The organism is Burkholderia sp. AU45274 (assembly GCF_030482505.1).
Taxonomy (GTDB): Bacteria; Pseudomonadota; Gammaproteobacteria; order Burkholderiales; family Burkholderiaceae; genus Burkholderia.
In genome coordinates this window covers 1,386,783-1,408,360 of record NZ_JAUJQE010000001.1, presented here as the reverse complement: position 1 = coordinate 1,408,360, position 21,578 = coordinate 1,386,783, and the positions used below count along the sequence as shown (strand labels likewise).

The 21,578-nt window shown below is 68.1% G+C and carries 15 protein-coding genes and 2 riboswitches; of the genes, 7 read left to right on the top strand and 8 right to left on the bottom strand.

Going from position 1 to position 21,578, the window contains the following annotated elements:
• Positions 1–95: 95 nt before the first annotated feature.
• Together QZM35_RS06235 and QZM35_RS06230 are read right to left on the bottom strand one after the other, a co-directional pair.
• Positions 96–1,292, bottom strand: coding sequence for a porin (locus QZM35_RS06235; protein WP_174974466.1), 1,197 nt, complete (start codon positions 1,290–1,292; stop codon positions 96–98).
• A gap of 248 nt (positions 1,293–1,540) precedes the next feature.
• The gene (locus tag QZM35_RS06230; RefSeq protein ID WP_089427453.1) at positions 1,541–2,563 is read right to left on the bottom strand and encodes an ABC transporter substrate-binding protein; all 1,023 of its coding nucleotides are present in this window, start codon (positions 2,561–2,563) and stop codon (positions 1,541–1,543) included.
• A gap of 137 nt (positions 2,564–2,700) precedes the next feature.
• Positions 2,701–2,822: riboswitch (guanidine-I (ykkC/yxkD leader) on the bottom strand.
• Between the two features lie 432 nt (positions 2,823–3,254).
• A riboswitch (guanidine-I (ykkC/yxkD leader) is annotated at positions 3,255–3,388 on the top strand.
• 57 nt (positions 3,389–3,445) lie between these two features.
• On the opposite strand from QZM35_RS06230, the gene QZM35_RS06225 reads away from it, so the two are divergent.
• The 6 genes from QZM35_RS06225 (at position 3,446) to QZM35_RS06200 (ending at position 12,510) form a co-directional block, all read left to right on the top strand.
• The gene (locus QZM35_RS06225; RefSeq protein ID WP_089427455.1) at positions 3,446–4,201 is read left to right on the top strand and encodes an urea amidolyase associated protein UAAP1; all 756 of its coding nucleotides are present in this window, start codon (positions 3,446–3,448) and stop codon (positions 4,199–4,201) included.
• 13 nt (positions 4,202–4,214) lie between these two features.
• Positions 4,215–4,871, top strand: a complete 657-nt coding sequence (locus QZM35_RS06220; protein WP_039357735.1) for an urea amidolyase associated protein UAAP2 — start codon at positions 4,215–4,217, stop codon at positions 4,869–4,871.
• Positions 4,872–5,022: 151 nt separating this feature from the next.
• Positions 5,023–8,616, top strand: a complete 3,594-nt coding sequence (gene uca / locus QZM35_RS06215; protein ID WP_301775601.1) for an urea carboxylase — start codon at positions 5,023–5,025, stop codon at positions 8,614–8,616.
• Positions 8,613–10,520, top strand: a complete 1,908-nt coding sequence (gene atzF / locus QZM35_RS06210) for an allophanate hydrolase (protein WP_301775600.1) — start codon at positions 8,613–8,615, stop codon at positions 10,518–10,520. Before uca ends, atzF begins: the two co-directional genes overlap by 4 nt.
• 64 nt (positions 10,521–10,584) lie before the next feature.
• Positions 10,585–11,559: an ABC transporter permease gene (locus tag QZM35_RS06205; protein WP_089427458.1), complete on the top strand. Its 975-nt coding sequence runs from the start codon at positions 10,585–10,587 to the stop codon at positions 11,557–11,559.
• A 45-nt stretch (positions 11,560–11,604) separates the two neighbouring features.
• Positions 11,605–12,510: an ABC transporter ATP-binding protein gene (locus tag QZM35_RS06200; RefSeq protein WP_301775599.1), complete on the top strand. Its 906-nt coding sequence runs from the start codon at positions 11,605–11,607 to the stop codon at positions 12,508–12,510.
• 36 nt (positions 12,511–12,546) lie between these two features.
• Here QZM35_RS06200 and QZM35_RS06195 read toward each other — a convergent pair whose 3' ends face one another.
• From QZM35_RS06195 to QZM35_RS06185, 3 genes are all read right to left on the bottom strand, one after another.
• Positions 12,547–13,125, bottom strand: a complete 579-nt coding sequence (locus tag QZM35_RS06195) for a hypothetical protein (RefSeq protein WP_301775598.1) — start codon at positions 13,123–13,125, stop codon at positions 12,547–12,549.
• Positions 13,126–13,167: 42 nt separating this feature from the next.
• Entirely contained in the window at positions 13,168–13,623 is a 456-nt protein-coding gene (locus QZM35_RS06190; protein ID WP_301775819.1) for a VOC family protein, read from the bottom strand.
• 214 nt (positions 13,624–13,837) lie between these two features.
• Complete coding sequence (locus tag QZM35_RS06185; RefSeq protein ID WP_301775597.1) at positions 13,838–14,833, bottom strand: GlxA family transcriptional regulator; 996 nt, start codon at positions 14,831–14,833, stop codon at positions 13,838–13,840.
• Between the two features lie 335 nt (positions 14,834–15,168).
• Between QZM35_RS06185 and QZM35_RS06180 the strand changes: the two genes are divergently transcribed.
• Positions 15,169–16,143: a nitronate monooxygenase family protein gene (locus QZM35_RS06180; RefSeq protein ID WP_301775596.1), complete on the top strand. Its 975-nt coding sequence runs from the start codon at positions 15,169–15,171 to the stop codon at positions 16,141–16,143.
• Positions 16,144–16,430: 287 nt separating this feature from the next.
• Here the strand turns inward: QZM35_RS06180 and QZM35_RS06175 are convergent, their stop codons facing one another.
• From QZM35_RS06175 to QZM35_RS06165, 3 genes are read right to left on the bottom strand one after another with little or no spacing between them, the layout of a single operon-like run.
• Positions 16,431–17,237, bottom strand: a complete 807-nt coding sequence (locus QZM35_RS06175; RefSeq protein ID WP_301775595.1) for an oxidoreductase — start codon at positions 17,235–17,237, stop codon at positions 16,431–16,433.
• A 37-nt stretch (positions 17,238–17,274) separates the two neighbouring features.
• The gene (locus QZM35_RS06170; protein WP_301775594.1) at positions 17,275–20,412 is read right to left on the bottom strand and encodes an efflux RND transporter permease subunit; all 3,138 of its coding nucleotides are present in this window, start codon (positions 20,410–20,412) and stop codon (positions 17,275–17,277) included.
• Complete coding sequence (locus tag QZM35_RS06165) at positions 20,409–21,527, bottom strand: efflux RND transporter periplasmic adaptor subunit (protein WP_301775593.1); 1,119 nt, start codon at positions 21,525–21,527, stop codon at positions 20,409–20,411. Before QZM35_RS06165 ends, QZM35_RS06170 begins: the two co-directional genes overlap by 4 nt.
• Positions 21,528–21,578 lie beyond the last annotated feature (51 nt).

Genomic DNA, 21,578 nt, shown 5'->3' with positions numbered 1-21,578 from the left:
CGGGGCATGACGATCGGGCGGTGCTGGAACGCTTGCCTGATACGTCCGTCGGCGCAGCCGCGTTGCGTTGCGCTGCACCGCTCCGTCTTGCATCGTCAGAACTTGTGCCGCAGCCCCAGTGCGACGACGACCTGGTTGCTGTTCGCCGACGGCGTCAGCGTCCAGACGGTCGCGTTGAATGCGGGATGGCCGTTGCCGCCGCTCACGCTCTGGTAGACGCCTTCGAGATACGCATCGGTGCGCTTCGACAGCGCATAGTCGGCCTGCGCCACGACCTGGTTCCATTTCGGGCGCGTCTGGCCGGTGCGCGTGTCGAAGCGGCCCATCGTGTACGTGTAGGCGGCCGAGAGGCTCAACGCCCGCGTGACGACGTAGCGCCCGTCGATCGAGAAGTTGTCGAACACCAGCGATTCGCCCTTCAGCGGCGCGATGCCGCCGCCCTGGAGCACGCCCGTCACGCCGTCGGTGGTCGAGTGCGACCACGCGGCGCCGACCGAATGCGGCCCGAATGCATAGCGGCCGGCCGCGGCCCAGATCTGCTGGTTGCCGCCGGTGATCGTCGCCGAGCCGTCGACCGTGCTGAGCGCGCCGTTCGGGTTCGGCGCATTGCGGTCGCGGCTGATCTTCAGGTAGCCGGCGCCGAGCTTCAGCGGACCGTTCGCGTACGACACGCCCGTGCTCCATGCCGCGTTATTGGAGAACTGTCCGGCCGTGTTCGAGAACCCGAACATCGCGCCGAACGTCAGCCCGCGGTACGTCGGGCTCGTGTACTTCACCGCGTGGTTGATGCGGAGGTTGCGGTTCGAATCGTCGTTGTCGTACGGATGCACCGCGAGGTTGCCGCCCCAGCCGGGGCCGGACGCGCCGAGCGGCGTCACGAAATCGAGGATCAGGTCGTACTGGCGGCCGAACGTGAGCGTGCCGGCCGTTTTCGAGCTCAGGCCGATCCATGCCTGGCGGCCGAACAGGTCGACGCCTTTCTGCGACAGTGCGCCGGTGGTGCCCGAGAAGCCGTTCTCGAGCGTGAAGACCGCGGCCGTCCCGCCGCCCAGATCCTCGCGGCCGCGCAGCCCCCAGCGCGACGCGTTCAGTGCGCCGCTCGTCATCGCGACGGCACCGCTGCCCGGCGAGCCGGCGCCGTGCGTGCGCTGGTTGGTCGCGTAGGTGATCGACGTGTCGATCAGGCCGTACAGCGTCACGCTGCTCTGTGCGTGTACTCCGCCTGACGCGAGGGCGGTCAGGCAGGTGGCAATGGCGGTCCCCGCGAGTCGAGTGCTGGCGTGCTGGTTCATCTTGTAGGAATGCATAGGAGTTTTTATCGTTTTTCCGGCCCGGCGGCCGGCGGATCGAGCGGCCATTATTGGAGATCGTATGGCGGTCGATTAAGGCGTTGCACAGGAAAGGTCCTCTGCAAAATCGCGTGGAATCGCGGCGAAGTGGGGGCGCAGAGAGGGTCAAGCGGCGGCCGCGTATTGACGCGACCGCGATGTGGGGGGAGTGTGCGCGAGGGGCCGGCGCACGAAGCCCGGCCCCGCGCCCGTCAATGCGGCATCACGAGGCGCGGATCGATATACGCGTCGATGTCCTGCGACTGCTTGTATACGCCGTTGCGCACGTTGAACGCATTCGCGTTGCGCGTCGAGCCGTAGATCGAGTCGAGCCCGTCGCCCTTGCGGAACGCGCGCTTCGCGGCGGCTTCGTCGAGCAGGTGCGTCCCCTTCAGCAGCGGGAGGTATTGCTCCGGCGCAAGCCCGACGCGTGCGGACATGATCCGGACCGCGTCGGCCTGCGTTTTCGGATCGTTGATGTAGGCGACGCAGCGGTACCAGACCTTGATCACCTTGGCCCAGTCGGCGCGGCGCGCGGCGAGGCTGGCCGGCGCGACCGTGATCGCGTCGTAGATCAGCCCCGGCGCGTCCGCCGACGTGAAGATCGCACGTGCGCCCGGTGCGCGCTTCAACGCCTCGCCCGCGTTCGGCTGCCAGGCGGCCACCGCGGCGATGTCCGTCGACGAGCCGAGCACTTGGGGCAGTTCGTTGGTTTTCGCATTCACGAGCGTCACGTCGCCGTCCTTCAGCCCGTGCTTCTGCAGCGCGGTTTCGAGCAGCAGGTGATCGACGAGGCCGAGTTCGACGCCGACCTTCTTGCCCTTCAGCGCCTCGACGCTGCGCAGCGGCGGCTTGGCGACGATCATGTCGTTGCCGGCGGAATAGTCGGTGAGCAGGATCATCACGTTCTTCGCGCCGGCCGAGCCCGTGACGAGCGCGTCGCCGTTCGTCGCCGCGACCGCGTCGAGCTTGCCTGCCGAAAACGCGTCGAGCGATGCCGAGTAATCGAACCATTCGAAATCGACGTCGACACCGGCTTCCTTGAACCAGCCTTTGTCGAGTGCGACCTGGAACGCGACCCAGCCGGGCCAGTCGCTGTAGCCGATCTTGAGCGGCGCTGCCGCGTGCGCGGCGGGCGTCATGAGGAGCGTGGCGGCCGCGGCGGCGGCGCCCAAGGCGTGACGGACGGAACGGCGGGACAGCAGGCGGCGGAGCACCAGGGCGGGGCGGGTCATCGTTTTCTCCAGGAGACCGGGATCGGGATCGTCGATACGGACCGTGCTCGTGCGCGGTCCGGCCGCGTGGCCGGTTCCTGCGGATGCGGAACGAATGAAGCGGCCACGGAGAGGCGCGACGGCCGTTGCCATCGCCAATCTCCCGGGCTTTTGTCCCGCCGTGTAGCGCGTGCGCGTCCGGTCTCGCGATCGGACGCACCCGCGCCGGGCTGCTCTCGGACCAGACGTTCGATGAACCGGAACCCTAGCACCCCTAAGATGCGACGCCGCCGCACCTCTCGGCGTCATGCCGAGCGAGAAGCGTGCCAACGGCACGCGGCGGGGCGGCTCAGGGGCGGCGCGACCTGCGCTGCAGTTCGATGAAGCGGGCGGAGAAGAGCGCGCTCAGCGCGCGCCGGAGCAGGTCGAGCTTGTTCATGAGGTGTCGCGTATCGAGTGAAGGTGCATGCATCGAGCAATGCCCATGCCATCACCGGTCGTGTCGTGCAGGCCGGCTCGGCGCGCACTGCGCCGGTGCGGCCGCGCGTTCGCATGGTGCGCGGCACGCCCGCCGCGAGGGCGGCGATCCGCATCCGGTGCGGTGTCCGTCAGCGCGCGCACGCCGGAAAGCCGCGTGGCACGGCGATTCCTCGCACGCTGGCACGCAACTCGCTTATTCCGTGCCCGAGAGGTGCGAAGCAATTTGCATCATCTTCAGGATCGCTAGGGTTCCGGTCGTGCGGCGTTCGCGCCGCGCGATGGCTGGTCCGAGAGCAATCCGGTCTTGTCTTCTCCTCGCTTCGAGGAAACGGCGAGGCTCCACGGAGGGATAAAAGCCCGGGAGGTCGCGATGTCGTTCGGTCGCCCTCTCACGCCTTTTGTCCAACCGACCACGGAGCCGCCATGTCGCCGCGCCCCCAAGCCGTCCTTGCCCCGCCGCCACACGTCGTGTGGGAAACGCTCATTCCCGCCGGAACCCATTGGTCCGGCATCCTGCGCCGCGGTCTCGCGCTGCGTGTCGTCGATGTCGACGGCGGTGCGAATCTGTCCGCCGTGTTTCATCGCCAGGAAGATCCGCTCGAACGCTACAACATGGCCGACACGCTGAAGGCGCAGCACACCGCGCATCTCACCCGCGGCCATGCGCTGTACACCGACATGGGGCGTGTGATCGCGTCGATCACGGCCGACACGCTCGGCTGGCACGACCCACTCGGCGGCGTCGGCGATGCGCGGCTGTTCGCGCACAAGTACGGCACGACGTCTTACCAGGCCGATCGCAACGCGATGATCCGCAATGGCCGGGACAGCCTCGTGCTCGAACTCGCGAAATACGGGCTGTCGGCGCGCGACCTCGTCGCGAACGTCAATTTCTTCAGCAAGCTCGACACGCGCGACGACGGCGCGCTCGATTTCGTCGCCGGACATTCGCCGGCCGGCAGCACCGTCGACCTGCGCTTCGAGATGAACACGCTGGCGGCGTTCTCGACCGCGCCGCATCCGCTCGATCCGCACCCCGACTACGCGCCGAAGGCCGTGAAGCTGATCGCGTACCGCGCGTATCCGGCAGACGGGGCCGCGCCCGAAGACGACCCGTGCCGCCGCGCGTGCGCCGAGAACGTGCGCGGCTTCGCCAACACCGATCGCCTGTTTGCGTAAGGAGCGCCGAGCCATGCCGATCATCGAAAGCCGTCTCGACCCGCGCGATGCCATTCACGACACCACATTGAACGCGGGCGAACCGTGGCTGCACGACCTGAAGCGCGGGCAGGTCTTCCGCATCCTCGACCTCGAAGGCAACCAGGCCGTCGACACGCTGTTCTACCGGTCCGACGACCCCGAGGAGCGCTACAGCGCGCAGGACACCATCCGCGCCCAGCGCAACCTGTACCTGAGCGCGGGCAGCGTGCTGCTGTCGAGCCGGGGCAACCCGATGGTGACGATCGTCGCCGATACCTGCGGCCGCCACGACACGCTCGGCGGCGCGTGCGCGGCCGAGAGCAACACCGTACGCTATGCGCTCGACAAGCGGCACATGCACAACTGCCGCGACAGCTTCCTCAACGCGATCACGCACTGCACGTGCGGCGCGGGCGCGCGGCTCACCAAGCGCGACCTGGTCGGCAACGTCAACTTCTTCATGAACGTGCCCGTCACGCCGCTCGGCGGGCTGACCTTCGAGGACGGCATTTCCGCACCGGGCAAGTACGTCGAGATGCGCGCGGAGATGGACGTCACGGTGCTGATCTCGAACTGCCCGCAGCTCAACAATCCGTGCAACGGGTACAACCCGACGCCGGTGCGCCTCACGATCTGGGAGGCTGAATGAACGACCCCCACGCTCACTATTGTTCGCTGCCCCCCAAGGGGGCGGTTGCCGTCCACGGCCGGCTTTGCAAAGCCGGCCGGCTGCGCGGGCGCGGAGCGATGCTCCGCGAATTCCCCGCTACGCCCCTTGGGGCGGCCCGGCGGGAGGCAACATGAGATTCACGAAAGTCCTCGTCGCGAACCGCGGCGAAATCGCGTGCCGCGTGATCCGCACGCTGAAGCGGCTCGGAATCGCGTCAGTCGCGATCTACTCCGACGCCGATCGCGATGCGCGCCATGTGGCGCTCGCCGACGAAGCCGTGCGGGTCGGCCCCGCGCCGGCGGCGGACAGCTACCTGAACGTCGCGGCGATTCTCGCCGCCGCACGCGAGACGGGCGCGCAAGCCGTGCATCCCGGCTACGGCTTCCTGTCCGAGCACGCCGGTTTCGCCGACGCATGCGAAGCCGCGGGCCTGCGCTTCATCGGGCCGCGCGGCGACCAGATGCGCGCGTTCGGGCTCAAGCACACCGCGCGCGAACTCGCCGCCGCGCAGGGCGTCGCGCTGCTGCCGGGCACGGGCCTGCTCGACGATGCACGGACGGCGCTCGCGGAAGCCGACGCAATCGGCTATCCGGTGATGCTGAAAAGCACCGCGGGCGGCGGCGGGATCGGCATGTCCCTGTGTCGCGACGCCGCGCAGCTCGAAGCGGCGTTCGATTCCGTCGTGCGGCTCGGCGCCGCGAACTTCGCGCATGCGGGCGTGTATCTCGAGAAGTTCGTCGAGCACGCGCGGCACATCGAAGTGCAGATCTTCGGCGACGGCCGTGGCGATGCGATCGCGCTCGGCGAGCGCGATTGCTCGGTGCAGCGCCGCAACCAGAAAGTGATCGAGGAAACGCCTGCACCGGGCCTGACCGCTGAAGAGCGTGCCGCGTTGCACGCGAGCGCGGTGCGGCTTGCCCGTGCGGTCGGCTATGCGTCGGCCGGCACGGTCGAGTTCGTGTTCGACGCGACGACGCGCCAGTTCTATTTCCTCGAGGTGAACACGCGGCTGCAGGTCGAGCATTGCGTGACCGAGGCGGTGACGGGCATCGATCTCGTGGAATGGATGATCCAGCAGGCGGAGGGCGACCTGCCGCCGCTCGACACGCTCGCCGTTGCACCGCGCGGCGCGAGCATCCAGGTGCGGCTGTATGCGGAGGATCCGCACAAGCAGTTCCTGCCGAGCGCGGGACTGCTGACGCACGTCGCGTTTCCGGACGACGTGCGCGTCGACGGATGGATCGAGGCGGGCACCGAGATCAGCGCGTATTACGATCCGCTGCTCGCGAAGCTGATCGTGCATGGCGAGACGCGCCGCGACGCGCTGGCCGCGCTGCAGCGCGCACTGGCGCGCACGGAACTGTACGGCATCGAAACCAACCTCGACTATCTGCGCGCGATTGCCGGTTCGGACACGTTCGCGCGCGGCGCGTCGACGACCGCCTTCCTGTCGCGCTTCGCGTTCGCACCGCACACGATCGACGTGCTCGACGGCGGCGTGCAGACCACCGTGCAGCAGGCGCCCGGGCGCATCGGCTACTGGAACGTCGGCGTGCCGCCGTCCGGGCCGATGGACGATCGCGCGTTCGCGCTTGCGAACACGCTGCTCGGCAACGCGCGCGACGCGGCGGGGCTGGAATTCACGATGGTCGGCGCGACGCTGCGCTTCAACGCCGAGACGCTCTTCGTGCTCGGCGGCGCACCGCTCGCGGCATCGCTCGATGGCGCACCTGCGCCGTTCTGGCAGGTGCTGCGCGCGCGGCCCGGCGCGGTGCTGAAGCTGGGCGGCGTGACGGGCGCCGGCGTGCGCGCGTGCCTGGCCGTGAAAGGCGGGCTGCAGGTGCCCGACTATCTCGGCAGCAAGGCGACTTTCACGCTCGGCCAGTTCGGCGGCCATGCGGGGCGGGCGCTGCGCAAGGGCGACGTGCTGCATCTGGATGCGGCAGCCGGGCGCGGCGACGCGGGCGCCACGCTGGTCGCCGCGGACATCCCCGCGCTGACGCACGCGTGGACCCTCGGCGTGCTCGACGGCCCGCACGGTGCGCCGGATTTCTTCACGCCGGACGACATCGCGATGCTGTACGGCACGCAGTGGACGGTCCATTACAACTCCAGCCGCACCGGCATCCGGCTGATCGGCCCGAAGCCGCAGTGGGCACGCGCGGACGGCGGCGAAGCCGGCCTGCATCCGTCGAACATCCACGACAACGCGTACGCGATCGGCGCGGTCGATTTCACCGGCGACATGCCGGTGATCCTGGGCCCGGACGGCCCGAGCCTCGGCGGCTTCGTGTGTCCGGTGACGGTCGTGCATGACGAGTTGTGGAAGCTCGGGCAACTGCGGCCGGGCGATACGGTGCAGTTCGTGCGCGCCCGTGTGTCGACCAAGCTTTCCGCCGACACGGTGGTTGCGCGTCCGGCACCCACCGGCGTGCCGGACGACTGCGTGCTGCATCGCGACCCGGCGGCCGGCGGCGGCCTCGGCGTCGTCTACCGGCGCTCGGGCGACCGCAACGTGCTGGTGGAATACGGGCCGCTCGTGCTCGACCTGAACCTGCGTTTTCGCGTGCATGCGCTGATGTGCTGGCTCGACGCGCACCGTCTGCCCGGCATGCTCGACCTGACGCCGGGCATCCGTTCGCTGCAGGTGCAGTTCGACGCGCGGACCTTGCCGCTCGACACGCTGCTCGCGCATCTGCAGGCGGCCGAGCGCGAACTGCCGGAAGTCGCCGACATGCGCGTGCCGAACCGCATCGTGCATCTGCCGCTGTCGTGGGACGACCCGTCGACGCGGGTCGCGATCGAGCGCTACATGCAGTCGGTGCGGCCCGACGCGCCGTGGTGCCCGAGCAATATCGAGTTCATCAGGCGGATCAACGGCCTGGCCGGCATCGACGACGTGAAGCGCATCGTGTTCGACGCCCGTTATCTCGTGATGGGGCTCGGCGACGTGTACCTCGGTGCGCCGGTCGCGACGCCGATCGATCCGCGCCACCGGCTCGTCACCACGAAATACAACCCCGCGCGCACCTGGACGCCGGAGAACGCGGTCGGCATCGGCGGCGCGTATCTGTGCGTGTACGGGATGGAGGGGCCGGGCGGGTACCAGTTTGTCGGCCGCACCGTCCAGATGTGGAACCGCCACCGCACCACCCGCGAGTTCGAAGCCGGCAAGCCGTGGCTGCTGCGCTTCTTCGACGAGATTCGCTTCTACGAAGTCAGCGAGGCGGAACTGGCGGAACTGCGCGCGGATTTCGTCGCGGGGCGCGCCGGGCTGAAGATCGAGGAATCGGTGTTCGACCTCGGTGCATACAACCGTTTCCTGCGCGACGAGGCCGATTCGATCGCCGCGTTCAAGACATCGCAGCAAACGGCGTTCGAAGCGGAGCGCGAACGGTGGCGGGTAGCTGGGCATGCCGAATACGTCGGCGACGCGGTGCAGGGCGACGCGGATGCCGCGCGGGAGGCCGGCGCGCTCGCCGACACGCAGCGCGCGATTGCCGCGGACGTGTCGGGCAGCGTATGGAAGGTGCTGGTCGAAGCCGGTGAGCGCGTGACCGAAGGGCAGGTCGTCGCGATCGTCGAGTCGATGAAGATGGAGGTCGCGGTGACGGCGACGGAAGACGGCACGATCGAGACGATCGATTGCGCGCCGGGCGCGGCGGTGGTGGCCGGCCAGCGGCTGATGGTGATAAAGGCGGGCGCCGCCGAGGAGGTCGCATGAGCACGACGGAACGTTCGATCCTGCCGGGCGCCAGCTCGATCGCCGCGCTGCGTGCACGCTATGCGGCGGGCGACCTGACGCCGCACGCGCTCGTTGACGCGATCGCCGCGCATTTCGCCGCGGGCGATCCGCATCATGCGTGGATCCGGCCGCTGACGCATGGCGAGATGACGGCCTACGCCGACGCGCTGGCCGGGCGCGAGCTCGCGTCATTGCCGCTGTACGGCGTGCCGTTCGCGATCAAGGACAACATCGACCTCGCCGGCATCCCGACGACGGCAGCCTGCCCGGCCTACGCGTACACGCCGGCGCGCAGCGCGCCCGTCGTCGAGCGGCTGATCGCGGCCGGCGCGATCCCGATCGGCAAGACCAACCTGGACCAGTTCGCGACCGGGTTGTCGGGCCAGCGCTCGCCGTATGGCGCGTGCCGCAATGCGCTCGATCCGCGTTATGCATCGGGCGGGTCGAGCTCCGGGTCGGCGGTGGCCGTGGCGCTCGGCGTCGCGTCGTTCTCGCTGGGTACCGACACGGCCGGCTCCGGGCGCGTGCCGGCCGCGTTCCACGGGCTCGTCGGGCTCAAGCCGACCAAGGGCGTATTGAGCACGCTCGGTGTCGTGCCGGCCTGCCGGTCGCTCGATTGCGTGTCGGTGTTCGCGCAGTCGGCGGCCGACGCGCGCACGGTGTTCGCCGCCGCGCACGGCGTGACCGACGGCGATCCGTACGGACGCGTATGGCAACCGCTGCTGGGCGCGGACGGGCTCCGCGCGCAACCGGCGCGACCGTTCGGGCAGTTGCGCTTCGGTACGCCGCGCGCCGATCAGCTGCAATTCTTCGGTGACGAGTCGTATGGCGCGGCGTGGTGCGCCGCGCTCGAACGCTTGCGTGCGACCGGGGCGCGGATCGTCGAGATCGATTTCAGCGCGTTCCTGGCTGCCGCGCGGCTGCTGTACGAAGGCCCGTGGGTCGCCGAACGGCTCGCCGCGATCGGCGCGTTCGCCGCGCGGGAACCGGACGCGCTACATCCGGTGATTCGCGCAATCGTCGGTGGCGCGGCGCGCTTCAGCGCGGCCGATGCGTTCGCCGCATTCGACACGCTCGCGACATTGCGCGTCGAGGCCGGTCGCGCATGGGACGGACTGGACGCGATCGTCATGCCGACTTCGGCGACGACAGCGACCATCGGCGAACTCGAAGCCGACCCGATCGGCGTCAATTCGCGTTTTGGGTACTACACGAACTTCGTCAACCTGCTCGACCTGTCGGCGATCGCGGTGCCCGCCGGTCGCTGCGAAACCGGGCGGCATGCCGGGCTGCCGTTCGGCATCACGTTCGTCGGGCGAGCGCACGACGACGCGCGGCTGCTTGATCTTGCGCAGGCGTGGGGTGACGCGGAGGAACGTGGCCGCGGCGAGGGTGGCGGCCTGCAGACGGACGTCGCCGGCGACACGGGTGCAACAACAGCACCGGTGCCCGGCGCGTCATCCGGCGTCGTGCGCGTGGCTGTCGTCGGCGCGCATCTGCGCGGTGAGCCGCTCAACTGGCAGCTCACCCAGCGAGGCGGGCATTTCGTCGCCGCGACGACGACGGCGCCCGCCTATCGTCTCTACGCGCTGTCCGCGGCGGCATCCGGCGGCGTCGCCAAGCCGGGCCTCGTGCGTGTGCCGGACGGCGGCGCGTCGATCGCGGTCGAGCTCTGGGAGATGCCGGTCGACGCTTACGGCAGCTTCGTCGCCGGCATTGCCGGCCCGCTCGGCATCGGCACGCTGGCGCTCGCGGACGGCGCTCGGGTCCAGGGTTTCCTGTGCGAAAGCGCGGCGCTGGCCGGCGCGCAGGACATCACGCACTTCGGCGGCTGGCGTGCCTACCGTGCGAGCGCCGCGACCGGCGCACGCGCATTGCAATGAACGTCCGGTCGCGCGGTGCCCCGGCATGCGCGCGACCGGCACCTGAAACGATACGGAGATTTTCATGCCAATGACCCGCAACACGACCGGATGGCTTGCCGTGCGCCGCGAGCTGACGACCCGCGGAAAATGGACGCTCGGCGTGGCGTCCTTCCTGCTGCCATTCGCCGTCTGGTGCCTGATCAGCTATGTGCCGTTCATCTGGCATCCGCAAATGCGCGTCACGAATCCGGGCAGCGTCGACTATTTCCAGACCGGCATGCAGATCGATCGCGACGTGTTCGACGACGAACTCGCCCACGCGCGAGCGACCCACGCGGCCGTGCCCGAAGGCGTGCGCGCGAACCCGGTGTACCTGCCCGCGCCGCACCAGGTGCTGCGCGCGTTCTACACGGCGTTCACGACCCCGCCGGCATCCCGCGACGGCGTGTGGCTGCACGAGAGCCTGTGGCACAGCATCCGGATCATCTTCTGGGGCTTCGTGATCTCGTCCGCGATCGGCGTGCCGCTCGGCATCGTCTGCGGCACCTTCAGCGTGCTCGCGCGGCTGCAGGAACCGTTCCTGGAGTTCTTCCGCTACCTGCCCGCACCGGCGTTCGGCGCGCTGATGGTCGCGATCCTCGGCATCTACGATGCGCCGAAGGTCGCGATCATCGTGATCGGGACGCTGTTCCAGCAGGTGCTGATCATCGCGAACACGACGCGCAAGCTCGAGTACGGGCTGTTCGAGGCCGCGATGACACTCGGCACGAAGAAGCTGAAGCTGCTCACGCACGTCGTGATTCCCGGCGTGCTGCCGGACCTGTATCGCGACCAGCGCATCCTGCTCGGCTGGGCCTGGACCTACCTGATCGTCGCCGAACTCGTCGGCACGAGCTCGGGCATCACCTGGTACATCAGCCAGCAGGCGCGCTACCAGCATTTCGACAACGTGTATGCGGCGATCCTGATGATCGGGATCATCGGCCTCGGCACCGACATCGTGCTCGGGCTGCTCGGCCGCCGGCTGTTTCCGTGGGATCGCACGCTGAACGCGTGACGCCCGTTGACGCCCACCCATCGACCGATTTCCGCGGAGACCATCATGCAGAACCCGCAAGCCGTTCCCGATTACCTGATGCAGTCCGACGCGGTGCGCGAGCGCTTCGCGCGCCTGAAAACCCGCGACGTGATACTCGACGTGCGTCATGTCGGCAAGCGTTTCGCGACACCGCAGGGCGAGTGCACCGCACTTGACGACATCAGTTTCCGTACCTACCGGCGCGAATTCGTGTGCGTGATCGGCCCGTCCGGCTGCGGCAAGTCGACGCTGATCCGCATCCTGGCCGGGCTCGACGCACAGACGAGCGGCGAGGTGCTGCTCGACGGCAAGCCCGTGCAGGGGCCGGGCGCCGATCGCGGGATGGTGTTCCAGGGCTATACGCTGTTTCCGTGGCTCACCGTGAAGAAGAACGTGATGTTCGGACTCCGGATGAACGGCAGCAGCGGCCAGGCCGAGCGCGAAGCGCTGCAGTGGCTCGATCTGGTCGGGCTGACGCGTTTCGCGGATGTCTATCCGCACCAGTTGTCGGGCGGGATGAAGCAGCGCGTGGCGATTGCCCGCGCGCTCGCGAACCGGCCGCGCATCCTGCTGATGGACGAGCCGTTCGGCGCGCTCGACGCGCAGACGCGGGCGCGGATGCAGACGCACCTGCTCGACATCTGGCGCAACATCGACGTGACGATCCTGTTCATCACGCACGATCTCGACGAGGCGATCTTCCTGGCGGACCGGATTCTCGTGCTGAAGGCGAACCCGGGGGCGGTGCAGGAACTGATCGAGGTGCCCGTGCCACGGCCGCGCGACTATGCGCAGGTCAATACGCCCGAGTTCATCGCGACGAAGGCGCGGCTCGAGGCGCTGATCCATCCGAAGGAGGCGGTGGCCATCGACGACGGCGTGAGACCGCACATGATCCGCATGACGGATGTGTCGGACAACGTCGAGTAAGCCGTGATGAAAACGGGCGGACGGTTCGCCACGCGTCTAGGCGCGGGCGATCGCCAGCGCCGTCGCGACATCGCCACGGCGATACGCGGCCCGAACGGCCGCCGTCGTGGCCGCGATGACTTCCGGCGGGGGTGACTTTCGCAGGCGCACGGCGATGCGCGGTAGCGATGCGAGCTGATTCCGCAGGTCGACGATCAGCCGGCAGCAGCGAAAACCGGTGGACGAGGCTTCCGGGTGGACGGCGGCGTCGGCGAGCCCGGCCGTCCACTCGACGCCGCGATGGCGCCTGACTGCATCGAGGCGCGGCAGATGGCGCGCATCGCCCGATAACGCGATCAACAGCGCGGCCCACTGCGCGCCGCGCCATCCATGTTCCTCGTCGCACGTGAGGTCGGCCAGCAGCGCGTCGTCCAGCACGGACAGGCTTTGCTGGCACAGGTAGTGGAAGTCGAGGGGCTGGTAGCGGACCTGCGGGTAGTCGCGCAGCACGTGCCCGAGTTCGGCGCCGGTCTCGACGGCGGCGGCCAGGAATTGTTCGGCCGGCGCGGGACGGTTCAGCAGCAGCGTCGGCACGCTTCGGTAGAGCCGGTAGATGTCGGCGGAGTGATAGTGCATCGCGAATGTCGGGGTGATCGACCGGCGCGCGCGGTGCGCCGTTCAGGTTTTCTGCTGATCGCCGGACAGCAGCGCCGTATAACGCCGCTGCATTTCATCGGGTTCGACCGCTTCGATCGTATGCCCGATCAGCCAATCGTAGCCGAACGGGTCGCGAATCTTGCCGGAACGCTCGCCGTAGAACTGGTCCTGGATCGCGCGTGTCAGCTGCGCGCCGGCCGCGACCGCGGCGGCGATCGTCGCGTCGGCGTCGTCGACGTGCAGGTGAAGCGACATCGGCGCCTTGCCGTCCGGGTCGAGCGCGAAGATATCGTATTCGGGGAACTCGTCCGAGATCATCAGCGTGCATGGCCCGAGCTGCAATTCCGCGTGGCCGATGCGTCCCGACGGCTCGACGAGACGGAATTTCTCCTGCGCGCCGAACGCTTTCGCATAGAACGCGATGGCGTCGTCCGCACGCCTGGCGCGCAAATAGGGAAACACTTCGTGAATCGCCATGGTGCCCTCCGGTTTGGGGGTGTGGGTGTCGGCCGATCCTGTCGGGCCTCGCGGGGCGGGGATTGAGTCCACTGGGGCGGTGGCCGAGGATTTTGTCGTGTGGTGAACGGCTAACACGCTGATTCTACAGACGAAAATAGCGAGTGGGGGAAGGGCGGTGATGCGGCGGCGACGCCTGGCAGGCGGACGGTCTCCGCCCTCTACCGGCCGGTCGTCATCGCGATTCCGCCGCAGGCCGAAAGCGATCCCGATACGCTCCCGGGCTCAGTCCGACCTTCTCCTTGAACAGTCGGCAGAACGAGCTCGTGTCGCTATACCCCACCTGGGCCGTGATCCGCTCGAGGCTGAGATCGCCGGCCTCCAGCAAAGCGCGCGCGGCTTCGATGCGCAGGCTCTGCAAATACCGCAATGGAGACTGATTCAGCGTGGCCTTGAAGCGGCGGATGATCGTGCGCTCGCTCACGCCGAGGTCCTGCGCCATCGCCGACATCTTCACGTCCTTCGTCATGTGCTTCTGCAGCCAATGCTGCGCGCGGTGAACCAGCGAATCGCCATGCGTCTTCTCCGTCAGCAACGGGAGATACGGCAATTGCTTCGTCTGGCTGACGTCGATCAGCATCGTCTTGGCGCACTGCGCGGCAATCACCGCCCCGGAGAAACGCTCGATGACATGGATGGTCTGCAGCAGGTAAGACGCTGACGCGCCCGCACAGATCAGCCGGTCCGCTTCGGTGACGACCGGTTCCAGCTGAAGGTCGACCCGGGGAAACCGGCTGCGAAACGCGTCTGCCAGCCACCACGTGGTCGTCGCGGGCCGTCCGTCCAGAAGGCCGGTGTTGGCCAGCACGAACGTGCCGGTGCAGTTTGCCGCCAGGTACGCGCCGGCGTGCCATTGCGAAACCAGCCAGTCGCATGCGGCGGATTGTCGTGCCAGCAACTGGTCGAACGCCTTGCCGCTCGCATAGTGCGCACTGGGAATGAAGACCACGTCGAATTGCTCGTGCGGCCGGATCGGCTCCGTGTTCAGCTGTAGCCCGTTGCTTGCCATGACGGGCGCCCCGGTCGGAGAGACGAACCGCCACTCGAACTGCGCATTGCCGTCGCCTCGCTGTCGCCGCACATGCGCGTTCGCAATCTGAAGGATGTCGGCGAACCCGCCCAGGCTGGACGCGTAGCAATCGTCGTACGCAAGGATGGCGGCGCGGGGCATGGTGTGTCGGATATCGCATGTAATGTGTCAGTTTAGCCAATGTACGGCAATCCGTACTGCGAGGAAACTGTCGGTGTCCGCTGGCGCCAGCGTCGGGCGGCGACCCGATCGTCGACGCGGGCGGCCGTGTAAAAGGGGCGGCATCGCATGCTGTCCGGGCCGCGCGAAGGCGAACGAAGCCGGCGCCCGGGAAGCTCGGGCGCCTCCGTTGCGTGGCCGCGTGGGTTTCCATCGGCTTCGCACCGGCGATTCGGCCGTACGGCAGCGCGCGTCGAGGTCGCCGCGCGTTCCCGGCATGCGAAGGCGCCTTCGTCTCAACCTGAACCGAAAACATCATGAAAACCAGGATCACCGAACTCTTCGGCATCGACTATCCGATCATCCAGGGCGGCATGCATCACGTCGGGTACGCGGAGCTGGCGGCGGCCGTCTCCAACGCCGGCGGCCTCGGCATCATTACCGGCCTGACCCAGCGGTCGCCGGCGGATCTGGCTGCCGAAATCCGGCGCTGCCGCGAGATGACCGACAAGCCGTTCGGCGTGAACCTCACCTTCCTGCCGACCGTCACGTCCCCCGACTATCCCGGCTATATCCGGGCGATCGTCGAAGGCGGCGTCAAGATCGTCGAAACGGCCGGCAACAACCCGCAGCCCTACCTGCCCGCGCTCAAGGACGCGCATGTCAAGGTGATCCACAAGTGCACGTCGGTTCGCCATGCGCTCAAGGCCGAGGCCATTGGCTGCGATGCGGTGAGCGTCGATGGATTCGAATGCGGTGGCCATCCGGGCGAGGACGACATTCCGAACTTCGTCCTGCTGCCGCGCGCTGCCGACGAGCTCAGGATTCCGTTCGTGGCCTCCGGCGGCATGGCGGACGGGCGCTCGCTGGTGGCGGCACTTTCGCTGGGCGCGGACGGCATCAACATGGGGACGCGCTTCATCGCGACCCGCGAGGCGCCGGTGCACGAGAACGTGAAGCAGGCGCTGGTCGCGGCGACCGAACTGGACACGCGCCTGGTCATGCGTCCGTTGCGCAATACCGAACGCGTGCTGCGCAATGCCGCGGTCGATCGCATCCTCGAAAAGGAACGCACGCTCGGCGCCGATATCCGGTTCGACGATATCGTCGAAGAGGTCGCCGGCGTGTATCCGCGCATCATGAAGGAGGGCGCGCTCGACGCGGGCGCCTGGTCGTGCGGCCTGGTCGTCGGCTTGATCCGCGATATCCCGACCGTGAAGGAACTCGTCGATCGCATCGTGAGCGAGGCGACGGAGATCATCCGCAGTCGGCTGGCACATATCGCGGTTTGAGCTGCAGGCTGCCCGAATTCCGGCAGCCGCTTGGCGAGCGTGAATTTGCAGCCGTGGTCGACCTTCAGTGGTGAACGGCCGTCTTTGGTTGCAAAACCCCGATGCGTGTGGCTGTCGACGAAAGTCAACCTGAGCACTCGATCCGTGGGCCGAGCGCGAGTCGCGAGCGTGGCGACGCTCAAGACGGTGATGACGGCTGCACCCAGATATACCGCGAATCCAAAGCATCACAACCTGACCATGGCGATATCGCTGATCGCATCAGAACCGTTTCGTCGCCGACAGCGTCACGTGAGCCGGAATTTTTTCCGCAGGCTCGAATCGACGGGGCCGGCCGGCATGAAGCGCCGCAACTTGCGCAACAGCGACGCCTCGCCGGCCGGCGTGCGTCGCATCCGCCATGCGCCGAGCGCTGCGTCGACGATGGTGGCGGCCACCCCGTCGGGGTGCGGCGCGGCTTTCACGCTGTCGGCGACGGCGCGCGACGCAAGCGTTCGCTCGCGGTCGTACTCGGCGATCGGTGCGCCGGCCTGCGGCGCATTGACGTCCAGGCTGGTCCGTGTAAACGACGGTTCGACCAGCGTCGCGCGAACGCCGAACTGGCGCACCTCGTGATCGAGCGATTCGGTCAACCCCTCCACCGCATGCTTGGATGCCGAATAGAGTCCCATATAAGGCGCCGGCAGGAAGCCGAGCACCGAGCTGACATTGACGATCCGGCCGCGCCGTCGGGCCCGCATGTGCGGAAGCACCGCATGGGTCGTACGCAGGAGGCTGAATACGTTGGTGTCGAACAGGGCCGCTGCCTCGTCCACCGACGTTTCCTCCACCGCGCCGATCAGGCTCATGCCCGCATTGTTCACGAGCACGTCGATACGCGCCGCGCGATCGATGATCGCTTGGATACCCGATTGAACGGACGCGTCGTCACGCACGTCCATCTCGATCAACTCGACGCCGGCGACGGGCGCCGTTCGCGCAATGCTGCGCACGGTGCCGAACACGCGGCACCCGCGTTTGGCGAATCGTTCCGCGGCAACGCGCCCGATGCCCGACGACACGCCGGTCACGACGACAACGGTGGAATTCGACATGGCTGCTTCCTTCGATACGGTGAATGGATCGGCGTAATCAATCGCGCGCGTCGAGCGCGGGCTGAAGTGCGGGCTCGCCCGGCGATGCCGGTTCATGGCCGCCGTGGCGGGCGGCGGACTGACCGGGCCGGATCCTGAACCAGATCGCATACATCGCCGGCAGGAACATCAGCGTGAGGATCGTCCCGGCGAACGTGCCGCCGATCAGCGTGTACGCGAGCGTGCCCCAGAACACCGAATGCGTGAGCGGAATGAACGCGAGCACGGCCGCCATCGCGGTGAGAATCACCGGGCGCGCCCGCTGCACGGTCGCTTCGACAACCGCGTGGAACGGATCCAGCCCCGCCTGTTCGTTCTGGTGAATCTGGCCGATCAGGATCAGCGTGTTGCGCATCAGGATCCCCGACAGCGCGATGAGGCCGACCAGCGCATTGATGCCGAACGGCTGCCGGAACAGGATCAGCGTGGGCACCACGCCGATCAGGCCGAGCGGGCTCGTCATGAACACCATCACCATCGCGGAGATCGAGCGCACCTGGAAGATGATGATCACGAGCGTGACCGCCAGCATGATCGGGAACAGCGGCAGCATCGCCTTCGTGGCCTTGCCGGATTCCTCGATGGAGCCGGCTTCCTCGATTCGATAGCCGCTCGGCAGCGCGGCGATGATCGGCTGAAGTTGCTGCGTGATCGCAGCCGACACGTCCGGCGGCTGCAAGCCTTCGGCGATGTCGCCGCGCACCGTGAGCGTCGGCACGCGATCGCGCCAGCGCATGATCGGCTCTTCCATCCGCACGTCGACCTTGCCGACCTGCGACAGCGGGATGCGCTGGCCGTTCGCGCCGGCGAGCGTGAAGTCGTCGAGCCGTGCCGGGTCGAGCCGCGCGTCGCCGCCCGAGCGTGCGATCACCTGTACGGTCCGGATATCCTCGCGCACCGCGGTGACGGGCACCCCGGTCAGCAGGAACTGCAGCTGCTGCGCGACCGCGCTGGACGTCAACCCGACTGCCTGCAGGCGGTCCTGCTGCAACGTGAAGTGCAGCGTCGGCGCGCGCGTGCCCCAGTCCGCATTGACCGTGCGCATCATCGGGCTGCCGTTCATCACGCGCTCGACATCGGTCGCGATGCCGCGCAGCGTGTCCGGATCGGGGCCCGTGATCCGGTAGGCCACCGGGAACGGCGAATACGGGCCGAACACGAGCTGCGTCACGCGCACGCGCGCTTCGGGCGCGAGGCCGTCGGCGATGGCCCGCCGCAGGCGCGCCTTCAACGCGTCGCGCTCGTCCTGGCTGTCGGTGCGGATCACGATCTTCGCGAACGACGGATCGGGCAGCTCCGGCCCCATCGCCAGATAAAAACGCGGCGCGCCCTGGCCGACGTACGCGGTGACGATCCTCGCTTCCTTCTGCTTCGCGAGCCACGCCTCGACCTTCGACGTGGCGGCGCTCGTTTGCGAAATCGACGTGCCGTACGGCATCTGCACCTCGACCAGCACCTCGGGGCGATCGGAGATCGGGAAAAACTGCTTCTTGACGACCGCCATGCCGAGAATCGCGAGCACGAAGAGGGCGACGACCGACCCGGCGACGAGCCATTTGCGGGCGATCACGCGCGTCAGCAGTTGCCGGAAGCGGTTGTAGCGGGGCGTGTCGTAGATCGCATCGTGACCGCCTTCGAACTTCTTGAAGTTCGGCAGCATCTTCACGCCGAGGTACGGCGTGAACGCGACGGCGACGACCCATGAGGCGATCAGCGCGATCCCGACGATCCAGAACATGTTGCTGGTGTATTCGCCCGCGGTGGAGCGCGCGAAGCCGTTCGGCATGAAGCCGACCGCGGTGACCAGCGTGCCGGCCAGCATCGGCGCGGCCGTATGGCTCCACGCATACGCCGACGCGGCCACGCGGTCGTAGCCTTCCTCCATCTTCACGACCATCATTTCGATCGCGATGATCGCGTCGTCGACCAGCAGCCCGAGCGCGAGGATCAGCGAGCCGAGCGTGATGCGGTCGAAGTTCTTGCCGGTGGCGGCCATCACGACGAACACCACGGCCAGCGTCAGCGGCACGGCCGCGGCGACCACGAGGCCCACGCGCCAGCCCATGCTGACGAAGCTCACCAGCATCACGACGAGCAGCGCGGCGAAGAACTTGACCATGAACTCGTCGACGGCCGAGCTGATGTTCACGGACTGGTCGGTGACCTTGGTCAGGCTCATGCCGAGCGGCAGCGCGGCGTTGATCGCGCCGACTTCCCGGTCCAGCGCGCGGCCGAGGTCGAGCCCGTTCCAGCCGTCGCGCATCACGACGCCGAGCAGCAGCGCGGGTTCGCCGTTGTTGCGGATCATGAACGTCGACGGGTCTTCGTAGCCGCGCTCGACGGTCGCGATGTCCGACAGTTTCAGCGTGCGGCCCTGCGCGACGATCGGCGTGTCGCGAATCTTCTGCAGCTTGTCGAATGCGCCTTCCACGCGAATGAAGATCTCCGGCCCGCGCGTCTCGACGGAGCCGGCCGGCGTCAGCGCATTCTGGCCGTTGAGGGCGGCGAACACGTCCTGCGGGCTCACGCCGAGCGTCGCGAGCCGGTCGTGCGACAGCTGCACGTAGATGCGCTCGGCCTGTTCGCCGATGATGTCGACCTTCTTCACGCCGGGCACATGCAGCAGCCGCTGGCGCTGCGTCTCCGCATCGCGCACCAGCAGGCGCTGCGGTTCGCCCTTGGCCTTCAGCGCGAACAGCGCGAACGTGACGTCCGCGTATTCGTCGTTGACCAGCGGGCCGATCACGCCGGCCGGCAGATCGTTCGCCACGTCGCCGATCTTCTTGCGCGCCTGATAGAACTGCTCCTGCACCTCGGACGGCGGCGTGCTGTCGAGCAACGTCAGCGTCGTGAACGCGAGGCCGGGGCGCGTGTAGGTTTCGCTGCGGTCGTACCAGCGCAGCTCCTGCATGCGCTTTTCGATCTTTTCGGCCACCTGGTCGTGCATTTCCTGCGCGGTCGCGCCCGGCCATGCGGTGACGATGGTCATCACCTTGACGGTGAAGGCCGGGTCTTCCGCGCGGCCCAGCTTGAAGAACGACACGAGCCCCGCAAGCGAAATCAGGCAGATCAGGAACAGCGTGATCGCGCGCTCGCGTACCGCGAGCGCCGACAGGTTGAAGCGGCGCTCGCTCACGGCCGTGCTCCTTCGCTCGCGAGCGTGGCGGCCTGCGCGGCCACGCGGACCGCATCGCCGTCATGCAGCAACTGCGCGCCGAGCGCGACGACCCGGTCGCCTTGCTTGAGTGCGCCCGACACGCGTGCGCTGTCGTCATCCACATGCTCGACCGTGACCGGCCGCCATCCCACCTTGGCCGGATCGCCTGCGACGACCCATACGCCGGGCCCTTTGCCTCCGTCCAGCAGCGCGCCGATCGGCACCTGCAGGCCGGCTTGCGGCGTCGCGCGTGCGTCGTCCGGTAGGCGGATCGTGACGGTCGCGCCCAGCGGCGCAGCGGCCAGCGCGCCCTGCAGCACGTAGCGCGCTTCGAACGTGCGCGTTCGCGCATCCGCGGTATCGGAGAGCTGCCGCAGCGTCGCGGGGACACGCAAGCCCGGCTTGCCGAACAACTCGGCCTGCGCCACGGAGCCGACCGCGGGGCGCAGGGTTTCCGGCAACTGGATCACGGCTTCCCGGTTGCCGGCGTGCGCGAGCCGCACGACCGGCTGGCCGGCGCTCACGACCTGGCCGGGCTCCGCGAGCGTGTCCATCACGACGCCGTCGCCGTCCGCGACGAGTTCCGCATAGCCGGTCGCATTGCGTGCGACGCCGGCATCGGCCTCGGCGGCGCTCAGCTGGGCTTTCGCGGCATCGGCCGCTGCCTTGACCTGGTCATAGGCCGATGCCGATATCGCGCCGGTGCCGCGCAGGTCGCGGTAGCGCGCTTCGTCCTCGGCGGTCTGCCGCGCGCGTGCCCGTGCCGCGGCCACGGCTTCGTCGCGTGCGCGTGCCGCGAGCTTCAGGTCGACGGGATCGATCCGCATCAGCGGCTGGCCGCGCCGGACGGTTTGTCCGGTATCGACGAGCCGCTCCAGCACCTTGCCGGACACCCGGAACCCGAGATCGCTCTGCACGCGTGCGGCGACGGTGCCGGTAAACGAGCGGGACGCGGGCGCGGCTGCCTGAACGATGGCGGTACGCACGAGCGGCGCCTCCGTGCGCGGATCGGAAGGCGCTTTTCCGCTGCAGGCGGCTAGCGCGAGGGGCAGTGCGGAAGCGACTGCGAGGAGAGCGGGGCGACGCCGAACCATGAAAGACCCACTAACGAAGTGATCGGGGCTTTCATTGTGTATCTAGTGACC